At 52.7% G+C, this 14,032-nt stretch carries 11 protein-coding genes; 5 read left to right on the forward strand and 6 right to left on the reverse strand.

Going from position 1 to position 14,032, the window contains the following annotated elements; translation table 11 throughout:
* Positions 1–29 precede the first annotated feature (29 nt).
* The 4 genes from ACR0B7_RS05950 to ACR0B7_RS05965 are packed head-to-tail and all read left to right on the forward strand — an operon-like array spanning position 30 to position 5,761.
* Positions 30–1,667, forward strand: a complete 1,638-nt coding sequence (locus ACR0B7_RS05950) for a phytoene desaturase family protein (protein WP_170482774.1) — start codon at positions 30–32, stop codon at positions 1,665–1,667.
* Positions 1,664–3,196, forward strand: a complete 1,533-nt coding sequence (locus ACR0B7_RS05955) for a phytoene desaturase family protein (RefSeq protein ID WP_170482778.1) — start codon at positions 1,664–1,666, stop codon at positions 3,194–3,196. The genes ACR0B7_RS05950 and ACR0B7_RS05955 overlap by 4 nt, the downstream gene beginning before the upstream one ends.
* Positions 3,193–4,368, forward strand: coding sequence for an aminomethyl transferase family protein (locus tag ACR0B7_RS05960; protein ID WP_170482781.1), 1,176 nt, complete (start codon positions 3,193–3,195; stop codon positions 4,366–4,368). Before ACR0B7_RS05955 ends, ACR0B7_RS05960 begins: the two co-directional genes overlap by 4 nt.
* A gap of 13 nt (positions 4,369–4,381) precedes the next feature.
* Entirely contained in the window at positions 4,382–5,761 is a 1,380-nt protein-coding gene (locus tag ACR0B7_RS05965) for an aminotransferase (RefSeq protein WP_170482785.1), read from the forward strand.
* A gap of 33 nt (positions 5,762–5,794) precedes the next feature.
* On the opposite strand, the gene ACR0B7_RS05970 is transcribed toward ACR0B7_RS05965, so the two are convergent.
* Positions 5,795–6,574, reverse strand: a complete 780-nt coding sequence (locus ACR0B7_RS05970; protein WP_170482788.1) for a class I SAM-dependent methyltransferase — start codon at positions 6,572–6,574, stop codon at positions 5,795–5,797.
* Between the two features lie 186 nt (positions 6,575–6,760).
* Here ACR0B7_RS05970 and ACR0B7_RS05975 point away from each other — a divergent pair, with 186 nt between their 5' ends.
* Positions 6,761–9,220, forward strand: a complete 2,460-nt coding sequence (locus ACR0B7_RS05975) for a GcvT family protein (RefSeq protein ID WP_170576534.1) — start codon at positions 6,761–6,763, stop codon at positions 9,218–9,220.
* Positions 9,221–9,242: 22 nt separating this feature from the next.
* On the opposite strand, the gene ACR0B7_RS05980 is transcribed toward ACR0B7_RS05975, so the two are convergent.
* The 5 genes from ACR0B7_RS05980 to ACR0B7_RS06000 all read right to left on the reverse strand — a co-directional run bounded on the left by ACR0B7_RS05980 (position 9,243) and on the right by ACR0B7_RS06000 (position 14,019).
* Positions 9,243–9,875 (reverse strand): TetR/AcrR family transcriptional regulator, encoded by a 633-nt coding sequence (locus ACR0B7_RS05980; RefSeq protein ID WP_170482795.1) that lies wholly within the window; start codon positions 9,873–9,875, stop codon positions 9,243–9,245.
* Position 9,876: 1 nt separating this feature from the next.
* Positions 9,877–10,719, reverse strand: coding sequence for an ABC transporter permease subunit (locus ACR0B7_RS05985; protein WP_170482798.1), 843 nt, complete (start codon positions 10,717–10,719; stop codon positions 9,877–9,879).
* Positions 10,720–11,628 carry an ABC transporter permease subunit gene (locus ACR0B7_RS05990; RefSeq protein ID WP_371810599.1) on the reverse strand — a complete coding sequence of 303 codons (909 nt, stop codon included), beginning with the start codon at positions 11,626–11,628 and terminating at the stop codon, positions 10,720–10,722. It abuts the gene before it with no gap.
* A 50-nt stretch (positions 11,629–11,678) separates the two neighbouring features.
* Positions 11,679–12,821 carry an ABC transporter ATP-binding protein gene (locus ACR0B7_RS05995; protein ID WP_170482804.1) on the reverse strand — a complete coding sequence of 381 codons (1,143 nt, stop codon included), beginning with the start codon at positions 12,819–12,821 and terminating at the stop codon, positions 11,679–11,681.
* An 88-nt stretch (positions 12,822–12,909) separates the two neighbouring features.
* A complete protein-coding gene (locus ACR0B7_RS06000) occupies positions 12,910–14,019 on the reverse strand; it encodes an extracellular solute-binding protein (protein ID WP_170482807.1) in 1,110 nt (369 codons plus the stop codon).
* Positions 14,020–14,032: the final 13 nt, after the last annotated feature.

A 14,032-nucleotide genomic window follows, 5' to 3' on the forward strand; every position in this document is an offset into this window, starting at 1 on the left:
GTAAACGGAAGAGAAAGGGATGGAACAATTTGACGGTTGATAACAGATACGATGTGATTGTGGCTGGCGCTGGTCACAACGGATTAACCGCCGCCGCCTATTTGGCGCGCGCTGGCATGCGTGTTTTGGTGGTCGAAAAGAACGACTGGATCGGTGGCGCGGCAGTCAGCCGGTCGTTACACGAGGGTTGGACATACTCGAACTGCTCATACGTTTGTTCCCTCCTGCGGCGCGAGATTGCTAGGGACCTCGAGCTACCAAAATACGGTCTTCAGGTTATTCCGTATGAAGGCGGCGCGAGCTTCACGCGCGATGGGGATTACTTCGCCTACTATTCCGACCACAACGCTCTGAAGCGTGAGATGGAACGTCATTCTGAAAATGATGCCGACGCCTATCGCCGCTATTCGCAAGCCATCATGCGGCAATGCCGTTTTATCCGTCCGTTTTTACTTCGGGACGCACCGGACCCCGCTTCTCTCCATCCGCGCGATCTCGGCGAACTGGCATACCTCGTAAAAAAAGCACATGGGCTGGGTAATCGGGAGCTTGGTGAAACGCTGAAATTCTGGACAATGTCCATTGGTGACTTTCTAGATGAACACTTCGAAAACGACCTGATTAAAGCCCATTTGGCAGGTTCAGGTATTATCGGAACCGGCCTCGGAGTGTACTCGCCCGGGACGGCCTACGTACTTCTTCATCACTACATGGGGGACATTGATGGCGGCATCGGTGCTTGGGGTTTCGCGCGCGGCGGGATGGGCGCGATCTCGAATGCGATTGCTGCCTCATTCAAAGAGCACGGGGGTACGATCCATACGGGTTCGGGGGTTGAGAAAATCCTCAGTAAAGACGGCCGCGTTGAAGGCGTGGCTCTTGAAGACGGCAAGGTTTTTTATGCCCCTGTCGTTGCCTCCAATATGGATATCAAACGCACTGTTCTGCACCATATTGACGCGGCCGAGTTACCGGATGACTTCACCAAGGCGGTGCGAAACTTCAAAATCCGTGGGTCTTCGGCTAAACTCAACATCGCTCTTGACCGCTTTCCAAATTTCCCTGCAGCACCCGAGCACACCAGCTTTCTCAGGGGTGATTTGCATGTGTCGCAGAGCCTCCTTGAACTTGAAAAGGCCTATGATGATTGGAAAGTCGGGCGCTGGTCGGAAAAGCCTTATATCGACATGCTCATCCCCAGCCAGATTGATCCGACTATGGCGCCAACAGGTGCCCACATGATGACGGTTTTCGTCCAATATGCTCCTTATGATCTAGAAGTCGACGGCGTTAGATCCGCAGAGAATTGGGATGAAAAGCAGCGCAGCGCGATGGCAGAAACTGTACTCGACCAGATGTCTGTGGCCTGTCCCGATATTCGCGAGCGCGTCGTTCATATGGAAGTGCGTTCACCATTGGAAATCGAGCGCGAGGTCGGTCTAACAGAGGGCAACATTTTCCAAGGCGAACTAACTTTTGATCAGCTTTTCTTCAATCGGCCCGTCCCGGGTTGGTCGCAGTACAATTTACCAATCAAGGGGCTTTATTTGTGCGGGTCGTCCGCTCATCCCGGCGGTGGGGTTATGGGAGCCCCAGGTGCAAACGCTGCCCGGGCTATTCTCAGGAAAGAAACACGACATGGCCGAATGAAGGGGTATGCCGCATGAGCCAATTTGATGCGATTGTTATTGGCGGCGGTGTAAACGGCCTGATTGCCGGAACACTACTTAGTAGACGCGGCAAGAATGTCTGTATAATCGAGAAATCCGACAGGTTCGGCGGCATGGCGTCTTATTCTGTGGACGGCGGCCCGACTCTCGCCCACTCGCTTTACAACCTGAGCTCGCGGGCCTTGGGTGATGTCGGCATAGATACTCAACACCCTGTCCTGTCCGGTAAACCTGTCTCCACAGTCTCTCTGTCTGAGGATGGGCGGCACATCGTCTTCAAGAACGACGGCGTGTACTGGAGCGACGGGACGAAACATCCGGAATCAGATGCCTGGTCCGTTCTGACACGCCAGTTAATTACGTATGGAGACCTTTTGCGCCAACTCGCCGAGGCTCCACCTCCTGGGGGTCAAAAGGCCATCCTTTCCAGGGGTGGACTCAACGAGTTTTTGCGCCTGGCAAAACTGGGCATAGGCCTGAAAAAGCTGGGTAAATCTGAAATGCGGCGTTTCCTGCAGATTGTCTTATCCAATGTCCAAGACATTGTCATAGATGACCTTTCGGGAGGACCGGTGGCTGGAATGCTTGCTGCTGATGCAATCTGGGGGACAGCCACCGGTCCAAGATCTCCGGGCACGGTGTTCAATTTGATCTATCGTTTCGGTCACGGAGGGACCATCACTCAACCAGCAGGCGGGATGTGCGCGTTAACCGACTTGATGGTGGAAGCTGCACAAAAGGCAGGTTGCCTGCTTATGCCGGACACTGAAGTATCCCGCATTCTGTTGGATAACGATGCAGTCTCTGGAGTGGAAGCCACTGATGGACGAACCATTGCGGCACCCATTGTGCTCAGCAACCTTGCCCCAAAACTAACAAGCCGAATGACCGGCCCATCTGCCTTTGACATCGAAACGATGCGGCGAGTGCGAAATATACGGGCGCGTGGAACAACGGCAAAGGTCAATCTACGGCTAAGGGATGGCTCCGCCCTACCCGGCCTGAGCGACGAGTTGGCTCAAGAACGTCTTATCTATGCTCCCTCTGTGGAATACGTCGAAGCTGCGTTCAATCCGGCCAAGTATCGTCAAATGTCCAAAGCACCTGTGATTGAAGCCTTCAAAGTGCAGACAGCCGACGGGGCAAGCTGGCTGTCAACCATTGTGCAATATGCGCCATCTGACCTTGAAGGCGGCTGGACCGAGACTGCAAAGGAACAGCTGGCGCAAATTACAGTTGAAACTCTTAGCCGCGCCCTGCCCGGCTTGGGTGATCAAATTGCAGGTAGACAGGTTATAACACCGGATCAAATCGAAAGCGCAACCGGAGCGCCCGGCGGGCACTGGCACCATGCAGAAATGTCTTTGGACCAGCTCCTGACACTTCGGCCCGCGAACGGGATGTCCAGATACTCCATGGGGCCGAAAGGGCTGTTCCAATGCGGTGCAGCAACGCACCCCGGTGGTGATGTCATGGGTCTCGCTGGTCGCAATGCGGCGCTGGCGACACTAGAGGCTCAGCCATGAGCATCTTTACCGATCCAAAACTCGGTTTGATACCCGGGCCGTTTCACAAAAAACTCGAAGAGCAAAATCGCGCACAAAATTGGTACGATTGGGCCGGCTATGCTGCCCCAGGTCTGCTGGACAGTGTCGAGTTCGAGTACTTCGCGCTGCGAAATCAGGCATCCTTGTTCGACATCTCGCCAATGCACAAATACCGATTGACCGGGCCAGACACGACCGCGATGCTCAATCGCCTCGTGACTCGGGACGTCCGAAAAATCAGCGTTGGTCGCGTGGGGTACGCAGTCTGGTGTGATGAAGAGGGTATGGTCATCGATGACGGAACTCTTTTCCATCTTGGCGACAACGATTGGCGCCTTTGCTGTCAGGAACAAATGCTGACTTGGTTGCTAGATGCTGCATGGGGGTTTGACGTTTCAGTCGTTGACGAAACTCACAGTGTTGCTGGACTTTCGCTGCAAGGGCCGACCTCTTACGCAGTTTTGGAAGCCGCTGGTTTAGATGTCAGCAAGCTGAAGCCATTCGATCTCGCCCAAATTGACCACAGTCTCATGATCTCGCGGACGGGTTTTACCGGTGATTTAGGTTACGAGCTCTGGTGCGACTGGGGCAAGGCAGAAGCGCTTTGGGACAGAATTTGGAAAGGTGGCGAACATCAGGGACTGCGCGCCATTGGATACGAAGCTGTAAACTTGGCCCGCATCGAAGCCGGTTTTCTGACCGCAGGTGTGGATTTTCAACCGGTTCATGCTACCGAACGGTTGCACCGAGGCCAAACACCATTCGAACTTGGTCTGGGCCGGCTAGTCGACTTCAACAAAGGTCATTTCAATGGCCGGCGAGAGCTGCTGTCCAAGCGAGAGGCTCCAAAAAGCCTCCTCATGCGTTTCGATGTTGAAGGTTTCAAGCCCTCAGAAGGGTCATTGATCTACAACCGACGCAAAAAAGAAATTGGACACATAACGTCCGGAATATGGTCGCCGACCGCCAAGCGCAACATTGCGTTGGCCCATGTCCGTATGCCGGATGCTGGTCGGTCATCCGGCTGGAAGGCCGAGATTTACACTCTGCAAGAAGGCAAATGGCGCACCAGGATGGCGCGCCTCACACCTGTCACCAAAGCCTTTTTCGCACCGCCCCGCGCGCGTGCTACGCCACCGGCTCGTACCTAAAGGAGAAGCAGACGTGAACACCCTAGGTAATACACCAACCGACGGCGACCTTGTCGCTTGGGATCGCGACCATCACCTACATCCTTGGGCCGGAACCGACGGCTTTGGGTCCGACGAGTACATGCGGGTAAATACAGCGGATGGTATCTACCTTTGGGATGCTGCCGGGAAGCGATATATTGATGGCCCTGGCGGAATGTGGTGCACACAGATTGGATATGGGCGTCAAGAGATGGCCGATACCATTTCTCAACAGGTTATGAAGATGCCCTACGCGTCGCCGTGGTCGTTTACGACCGAACCCGCGGCCGTTTTGGCGCGAATGATCGCCGAACGTACACCAGGCGATCTGAACACGGTGCACTTCACGACCGGTGGGTCTACGGCCGTTGACACCGCACTGCGGACCGCACTTTTCATGAACAAACGGCTTGGCCGACCGGAGAAGAGGATCGTGATCAGCCGGGAGAAAGGCTACCATGGATCTACCTTTCTCGCCGCGACTGTCACTGGGAAAGAACGTTTCGAAACGAGCTTTGAGAAAGCTCAGGATCTGGTGCGTTTCCTTCCAGACGTGAATCCCTACCACCGGCCAGAAGGCATGAGTGTTGATGCCTGGTGCGACGCCAAAGTTGCTGACCTTGAGAGCCTGATTGCTGAGGTAGGTGCCGACCGTGTTGCCGCCTTTATCGCTGAACCGATCCTGTGTTCCGGTGGCGTGATCGTTCCACCTCCGGGTTATCATAAGCGCACGCTCGAAATTTGCCGGGCAAACGACATTCTTTACATTTCGGATGAAGTCGTAACCGGATTTGGAAGGCTGGGTCATTGGTTCGCCTCAGAAGAGGTCTTTGGCATCGTCCCTGACATTATCACTTGCGCAAAAGGTTTAACCTCGGGCTATCTGCCGCTAGGTGCCTGCGTAATCTCGGACGCAGTAATGAAACGCATTTCAGACGCACCGGGCGACGATGTTTTCTACAACGGCTACACATACTCCGGGCACCCTGTGAGCTGCGCGGCTGCCATTAAAAATATTGAAATCATGGAGCGTGAGGACATTCTAGGACACGTTCAACGCGTCACACCGCATTTCCAGGACCGCCTAAATCAAATAAAGGAAAAGTTTCCGATAGTTGGGGATGTGCGCGGTCACGGGCTCCTCGGGTGCATAGAATGTCGCCCTGAACTGAACGTCGAGAGTTATGAAGCGCATGTGAAGTTTGGACAGAAACTGGACGATGCGTGCGAGGAGATGGGACTCCTCTTGCGACCATTTGGAAACATGGCCGTGTTCTCGCCCCCTCTGATCATAACTCTGTCGCAGATAGACGAAATGTTCGACATCATGGAAGCTGGTATGGCGCAGGTCAGCAAGGACTACGACGCATAACGGTCATCGCGCCCATTCAAAGTTCCAGTCAGATCAGGCAGGTTTCCGACCACGGATGTGATGCGGGCAATGCTCTCCGGTTTTCAACACTGGCTGCATAGCGTCCCAGATCTCGATCTGATGTTCAATAAACTCCGCACCATGACGAGCTTCCCAGTCGACTCGGTTTGGCCCGGTCAATTCCTCCAGCTCAGTAGCTGATACCTGAGCATACCAAGCGTTGCGGTTGACTAACTCTACGTCTTCAAAGCCAGCCAGCTCCATAGCAGCGCGGTACTTAGAGGGCGACGCCATCTGAAACTCCAAGGCTTCCATCTTTACGTAGTGCGCCATTTCCGGTGACATCTCACCATCATGATTGGTCAGCCAGTCAGAAGCAGCGAAATGACCGCCTGGTTTGAGCACACGATAAGCTTCCGCAGCCATCGTTACCTTGTCGGGGATGTGGATGATCGAGTCCTTCGAAAACACAACGTCAAAAGTACCATCTTCGAATGGCATTGGACCTGGAGTGACCTGTATGATTTCGACCTTTCCCTCCAGATCCGCCTGCCTAACTCGCTCTTTCGCAGTCGCGCAAACCGGGGCTTCTACATCAATCCCCGTAACTCTAGCGGCGCTGAACTCCCTTGCCATCAACACTGCGATCGCCCCAGATCCGCATCCTATATCAAGGATATGCTTATCTTTCAGATCAACCCCTTCAACAACACGAGCAACTTCTTCAGGGCCTCCCGGTGAAAGAAATCCCTCCCCCCAAAGCTCCTCCAGAAAGCTAATTGCCTGTTGGTCATATAGGATTTCGTCTGACATAGGATTCCCCCGCATCTGATTGTCAGTCAGTCACTGTAGTGAAACCTTTTCTCTCATCTCAGACAAGCTTTATCGCGAAATCGCAGGTCGAAGATTCAGCTATAATTGAATGATCATTCAGTCAGTAGACATCAAGTAATTTGACTGGTATTCGGAGATAAGAACGCCTAAAAGGATTTTCTCGCAATGGCTGACACCCTACCGACGCATGCCCAAACCGTGATTATTGGTGGGGGGTCGATCGGCGCGAACACGGCCTATCACTTGACTAAGCTCGGCCATACCGATGTTGTCGTTCTGGAACAGGGACAACTGACATCAGGGACCACTTGGCATGCCGCCGGCCTGATCGTAGCTGGCCTCCTTAAATCCGAAGCTGAGTGCGCTATCTACACGCACGGTCGAGACCTTTATGCGAACCTAGAGAAGGAAACCGGTATATCCACAGGTTTCCGCGACGTTGGATATCTGCAGATTGCAACCAATGAAGAACGCCTGCATGAGATGCGCCGCGTCGCCGCCTTCATGCGGCGTTTTGGGATAAACAACCACGAAGTCTCAGTGAAGGAAGCGCAGGATATGTTCCCTATAGGGGACCTATCAGACGTCGTTGGAGCATTCCTCATTCCGGAGGATGGTCGGGCCAACCCGGTGGACGTGACAATGTCTCTGACCAAGGGAGCCAAAAACAGAGGCGCACGTTTCTTCGAAGGTGTGCGGGTTGAAGAGATTTTAGCCAGGAACGGCACCGCGACAGGAGTCCGCACCGCGAACGGTCATACCATAACAGCCGAAAACGTTGTGATCTGCGGTGGCATGTGGTCTCGCCAACTTGGTGCAAAACACGGTGTAAATCTACCGCTCCAGGCGGCTGAACACTACTACCTGATAACGGAAAGTATCCCGGGCCTACCTCGCGATCTACCCGTTCTCGAAGACCCTTCCACCTTCACTTATTACCGTGAAGAAGTCGGCGGGATGATGTTAGGGCTTTTTGAGCCCTGCGCTGCGGCTTGGAAGCTCGATAGTATCCCGGATGAATGGCAATTCGGAGAGATTGAACCAGACTGGGAACGTGTTGGGCCCGACCTGGAGAAAGCCTATTCGCGCGTGCCTGACACCATGAACTACGGTGTCAAAAAACTATTCTGCGGTCCTGAGAGCTTTACGCCTGATCTTGCGCCGCTTGTTGGCCCGACGCCTGAACTGCGCAATCTCTGGGTTGCATGTGGGATGAACTCACTTGGCATCCTGAATGGCGCGGGTACGGGAATGGTTTTGGCCCATTGGATGGTGGACGGCTTGCCGCCCATCGATGTTACCGGCATCAACGTCAATCGCTTTTCCCGTGAAATGGCGACACCGGCCTTTCGACGCGACAGAACACCTGAGTTGCTGGGAAAGCTCTTTGGACAGCACTACCACAATGAGAACTACAAAACGGCCAGAAACGTTAAGCGTTCAGTGCTCTATGACCGTCTCAAAGCGGCCGGAGCATTTTTCGCCGACGGAAATGGTTGGGAACAACCTGATTGGTTTGCTCCGACGCCCGAAGAGGCCAAGGTCGAGAACTATAGTTGGTATCGCCAAAATTGGTTTGAATGGCACGCTGAAGAACACCGGACAGCACGCGAGGATGTCATCGTAATGGACATGACATCAATGGCGTGTTTCAGCGTCGAAGGACCGGGTGCCTGCGCCCTACTCTCTCGCCTTTCTTGCAATGACGTTGATGTTGAACCCGGTCGTGTCGTCTACACAGCCTGGGTAAATGAACGGGGTGGTTTTGAGGCTGACCTTACAGTTACCCGGCTATCCGATCAGAGATACTGGGTCATCGTAGGAGAAAACTCGGCGGGTCATACCGAGATGCGCATGCGACGGCACATCTTGGACGACGAGAACGTAGTTATAACCGACATCACCGCAGGGCGCTGCCAAATCAACGTTCACGGCCCCAAGTCGCGCGAACTACTGTGCAGAATATCCGGAGCCGATTTGTCGGACGAAGGTTTTCCCTTCATGACGGCGCGTGAAATCGACATCGGATATGCCGTAGTCATGGCCTATCGCGTGACGTTTATTGGAGAACTCGGCTGGGAGCTTCACGTACCCGCCACTCAGGCCGTGCAGACCTACGATCTGATTATGGAAGCAGGTCGAGATCTGGGTGTTCGCAATGCTGGAATGCAAACTCTCAACTCCCTACGGCTAGAGAAGGCTTATCGTGATTTCGGAATTGACGTGGACAACACGGACAACCCAATTGAGGCCGGGCTTGGTTTTGCCGTCAAATTGGACAAACCTGGTGGCTTCATCGGCAGGGAAGCACTCGCCGCGATCAATGCGAAAGGCACGCCCAACAACCGGATGTTGCAGTTCCTACTAAAAGTCCCAGAGCCTCTCATGTACGGCAATGAGATGATTTATCTAAACGGCAATGAAGTCGGATATATTCAAGTTGGCGGATATGGACACACGCTCGGCGCTGCTGTCGGCATTGGTTTTGCCGAGATTGACGAACCGTTGACCGCGGACATAGTCGCTACGGGGCATTGGCAGATCGAAATTGCTGACGAGAAGTATGATGCAACCGCCTCGCTCAAACCGCTTTATGACCCCGGCATGCAAAAGATAAAGTGTTGAAGCGGCCGTTCGTTGCTTTTCCTCAGACCGGGAAGTGTTTTGGGAAAAACCGCGACAGCGAAAGCATGCAAACATCCCTGAATTCCCGACGATCAGCCACTTTGGGATACAACATCAAGCTTAGCCACGCCCCATCAGACATCGCCTCTACAGCACGGGCTGTTTTTTCCGGATCGAGATCGTCGTAACTACCTTCGGTAATCAATTCACCGCACAGGCGCAAAATTCGATCATATCTTTCGTTGTCATATTTATTATGGATCTTCAGATAATTAGGCCGGTACTTTGCCTGCCCCCAGAAAGCAAACCAGACAGCCAAGCGCTTGTGGGTGCAGATACTTTTGTCAAAATCCGCTCGAATGATGGCTGCCAGCCGATGTGCGGCTGTAGGTTCCGCATCGTCGTAAGACTTTAGCCAATTCTCATAATGCTCTTTTGCAAGGAAACCCAACGCAGCGTCATACAGTGCTTCCTTGCTGTCGAAGTGATAGTTCACAACGCCATGAGACAGATTGGCAGTTTCGGTCACATGTTTGAGCGTCGTGTCAGAAAACCCACGCTTAGAGATCGAGTCGATGGCCGCCATTATCAACTGCAAGCGACGAACTTCAGGAGGTTCGGTGCGTCGTTTTTTCTGAAGCTCATGCGTCTCCAATTTAACTCTCCTCTCTTTCGGCCATTTGCCTGTCCAGCAAATCCGCTCTCTGTTGTCGGAACATAATTATTGCTGCGATGGCAACGCAAATAGCAATCACAAGAATCATGATGGTTGCTAGCGCGTTGATGTCCGGCCTGAGGCCCAGTCGAATGCGTGAAAAGATCAAAATTGGCAAGGTATTTGCGCCAGGGCCAGTAACAAAACTTGCTATAACCAAATCATCGAGAGACAGCGTGAATGCCAGCAACCATCCCGAAATTAGTGCCGGCGTCAGCTGTGGGATCGTTATAGCCGTCAGAACTTTGAACGGTTTTGCGCCAAGATCGGCGGCCGCTTCTTCCAGTGTTTGCCCCACACCGGTTAAGCGTGCCTGAATTGTCACCGCCACATAGGCCATAGAAAAGGTAATATGCGCGATTGTAATCGTCGCAAAACCACGCTCTGCAGGCCATCCGATCACCTGGTTCAGAGAGATGAAGAAAACCAGCAAAGACAATCCGGTTATCACTTCAGGCATCACCAAGGGCGCGACCAACATCCCTCCGAACAAAGTCCGCCCCTTAAACCGGCCAAAGCGCACCATAGCAAGACCTGCCAAGGTGCCAAGCGCTGTGGCAAATGTAGCGTTCACAATGGCAATCTGAAGACTGAGTGAAACAGCACTCCAAACTTCGGCAGATTGAAAAAGCTCCTTGTACCAGCGTAACGACCATCCACCCCAAACTGGTACCAGCTTGGAGTAGTTGAATGAGTAAACAACCAACAGGATCATTGGGATGTAAAAGAATGCCAGTCCCAAGGTCAGCATGATGGTTAAGAAACGGGAGCGTTTGGCGTACATCTATTGCTCCTCCGCTGCTTTCCCTTGGTAGTGCTGGAAAACCATGATTGGCAGCACCAGTATGAACAGCAAAACAATCGCAACTGCGGCGGCCACTGGCCAATCGCTGTTTCTAGAGAACTCATTGTAGAGAACCCGCCCAATCATCTGCACGTTGCCGCCACCTAACAGATCGGGGATAACGTATTCGCCGGTCGCAGGGATGAAGACCAGCAGTGAACCAGCGACAATTCCAGGCATCGTCAGAGGTAATGTGATTTTGAAGAAAGTGTTCGTTGGTTTGGAACCAAGGTCGGCGGCTGCCTCGTTTAGGCTGTTGTCCAGCTTCTCCATATTCGCGTACAGCGGCAGGATCATGAACGGCATATAGGTATAGACGATCCCGATATAGACGGCGAATTCCGTGTAAAGCATGCGGATCGGCTCATCGATCACCCCCAGCGCTATCAGAAGGTTGTTGATCGTGCCTTGATCCGCAAGCAGGCCCATCCACGAATAGACCCGCAACAAGAAAGACGTCCAAAACGGAAGAATGATTGCAAACAACAAGAGCGGCTTCGCGACCGGCCCCGATCGTACAATTGCATAGGCAATAGGGTAGCCAAACAAGAGGCACAAGAACGTACACGTTACTGAAATCTTGAGTGAATTTACGTAAGTGTCAAAGTACAGGCTGTCTTCCCAGATGTAGACAAAATTGTCGAAGACTAGGCGGATTGTCATGATCCCGTCACCTGTCCACTCAATTAAACTTGTGAATGGCGGGCTCGCAATCGCCAGCTCAGCTAAGCTTATCTTTGCGACAATGAAGAACGGTGCCAGAAAGAATACAAGTAACCAGAAGAACGGTATGACAGTGACGATCTGACGCCATCTGTTCTGGATACGCCGCATCACTAAACGGATCATGGGTTGTCGTTCAACCTGCGGCGGTTCGAACATATCCTCGGTGAAATCCGTCATGAGTGGAGCAACATGGCGCTAGACGGATCCCAGCTGATATTCACCTTGTCTTCCCAGGTTAATCGCTGCGCAGCATGCGTCGGACGTGACTGGTTGGGCTGAGTGACGTCGAAGATTTCGCCATTGGGAAGCCTTACCTTGTAGATCGATGTCTCTCCCAAATACCCAACATCGTCGATAACGGCCGCTGTCTGGTTCGCGCCCTCAGCAATTGCATCAGATTTCTCAAGTCGAATTTTCTCGGGCCTCAGCGCAACCCAAATCTTGCTGCCAGCCTTAACAGAATGACCGTGATCAATATAAACTTCGCAGAACTCGGTTTCGACCCGAACATGGTCGGCCCCATCCTCGGTCACCCTGCCCTCAAAAATATTTGCTGATCCGATAAAGTCAGCCACAAAGCGGGATTCTGGAAACTCGTAGATCTCTGTCGGAGTTCCAATCTGTTTGAAGCGACCCGCGTCCATAACCGCCATTCGCGAAGACAGGGTCATTGCTTCTTCCTGATCGTGAGTCACGACGATGAACGTGACGCCGACCTTGTCCTGAATGTTGGCAAGCTCAAACTGCGTTTGCTTGCGCAGTTTTTTGTCCAAAGCAGCCAAAGGTTCATCCAAGAGCAGCAGCTTTGGACGTTTGACTAGGGCCCGCGCCAAGGCAACACGCTGGCGTTGCCCACCGGACAATTGTTTAGGTTTTCTCTTTTTGAAATCTTCCAACTCAACAAGCTTGAGGATGTCGTGAACTCTGTCCGCAATGTCTAGCTTGGGGACATGGTCTTGCTCCAACCCGAAAGCCACGTTTTTTTCGACGGTCATATGCGGAAACAGCGCATAGCTTTGGAACATCATATTGGTCGGACGTTCGTAGGCTGGCACATCGGCCATATCGACTCCGTCGATAGTGATTGTGCCACTGTTCAATTCCTCAAACCCAGCAAGCATTCGAAGCAGTGTCGACTTTCCACATCCAGATCCGCCTAAAAGGCAGAATAACTCTCCTTTGTAGATATCCAGATCAACATTGTCGACAGCGGTCACTGCACCATATTTCTTGGTTACGCCTCTGATTTTGACCAAAGGTTGCTGCTCTTTTTGATCAAGCCGTGGTTCTGGGCTGACAGCCGTGGAAACAGTCAATTTGGGCCTCTTAGTCTGCCAGTCGGGATCCGGGGATTCAGTAGCGAACCGGTCAGGTCCGCTACTGAATTTGCCAGTATGGGTGGATTTAGTTTCCGGCCTTAAAGTCAGTCCAGGTACGTGTCTGCAAGCGCTCGACCTTGGGAGGAAGAACGGCGGTCGTGTACATCTTGGCAACCTGATCCGATGTTGGGAACGCGGCTGGGCTGGAAGTTACAGCCTCATCGACCATCGGCTTGGCAGTCAGGTTGGCGGTCGCGTACCATGTGAAGTTACTATCATTAGCCGCAACCTCGGGGCGCATCATATAGTTCAGGAAAAGATGTGCGTCTTCTTTGTTCGCGGCGTCTTCAGGGATCAGCCATCCATCTATCCAAAGCTGCGCTGTACGATCACCTTCGGGCAGGAAGAAGTCTAGCACGACACCAGTGTCGGCTTCAACTGCGCCAGACATGGCAAGGAGACCATCAGGGCCCCATGTGGTTGAGACACAGAACTCTTTCTGGGGCATCCGTTGATAAGCATAGTTATCGAAGGTTTTGATGTATGGCCTGATTTCCGCCAGCATCTCTCCAACCTTCTCATAGTCTTCCTTGTTTGTGGAGTTCGCATCCAGGCCCATATGCGCCAAAGCCATCGGAATGATGTCGCCTGGGGAATCCAGGAATGAAACGCCGCACTTGGACAACTCTTTCATGTGAACAGGATCGAAAACCATATCCATCGATCCTATGGGGGCATCTGGATACGTCTCTTTCACCAATTCTTCGTTGTACGTGACGCCGTGCGTTCCCCACATATATGGAATGAAGTGTTGGTTGCCTGGATCCCATTCACTTGACAACTGCTCCATGATTGCGGGGTCGATGTGCTTGATATTGTCCAGCTTCGACATATCCAGCGGCGCAACAATACCCGCTTTTATCAATCGAGCCGTATCACTGCCGGCATGACTAACCACATCATATCCGCTGTTTCCCGCTAGTAGCTTCGCATCAATTGCTTCGGCAGAGTCATACGGATCATAAATAACCTTAATACCGTATTCTTTTTCGAAGTTCTCGATTGTGTCTTCAGCGATGTACTCTCCCCAATTCGTAACCTTCAACACACGCTCTTGCGCGTAAGCCGATCCCGAAACTGCAGTAGTAGTTGCCGCTATAACTGTAATTCCGGCGATTTTCCTGATTGAGTTCATAACTTCGCTTCCT

It is taken from the genome of Ruegeria sp. BB6, from assembly GCF_056539385.1.

What these genes read in the sequence shown, in the direction of transcription:
- ACR0B7_RS05955 (WP_170482778.1), top strand. Translation starts at nt 1,664, where the DNA reads ATGAGCCAATTTGATGCGATTGTTATTGGCGGCGGTGTAAACGGCCTG.
- ACR0B7_RS05960 (WP_170482781.1), top strand. Translation starts at nt 3,193, where the DNA reads ATGAGCATCTTTACCGATCCAAAACTCGGTTTGATACCCGGGCCGTTT.
- ACR0B7_RS05970 (WP_170482788.1), bottom strand. Translation starts at nt 6,574, where the DNA reads ATGTCAGACGAAATCCTATATGACCAACAGGCAATTAGCTTTCTGGAG.
- ACR0B7_RS05975 (WP_170576534.1), top strand. Translation starts at nt 6,761, where the DNA reads ATGGCTGACACCCTACCGACGCATGCCCAAACCGTGATTATTGGTGGG.
- ACR0B7_RS05985 (WP_170482798.1), bottom strand. Translation starts at nt 10,719, where the DNA reads ATGTACGCCAAACGCTCCCGTTTCTTAACCATCATGCTGACCTTGGGA.
- ACR0B7_RS05990 (WP_371810599.1), bottom strand. Translation starts at nt 11,628, where the DNA reads ATGATCCGTTTAGTGATGCGGCGTATCCAGAACAGATGGCGTCAGATC.
- ACR0B7_RS06000 (WP_170482807.1), bottom strand. Translation starts at nt 14,019, where the DNA reads ATGAACTCAATCAGGAAAATCGCCGGAATTACAGTTATAGCGGCAACT.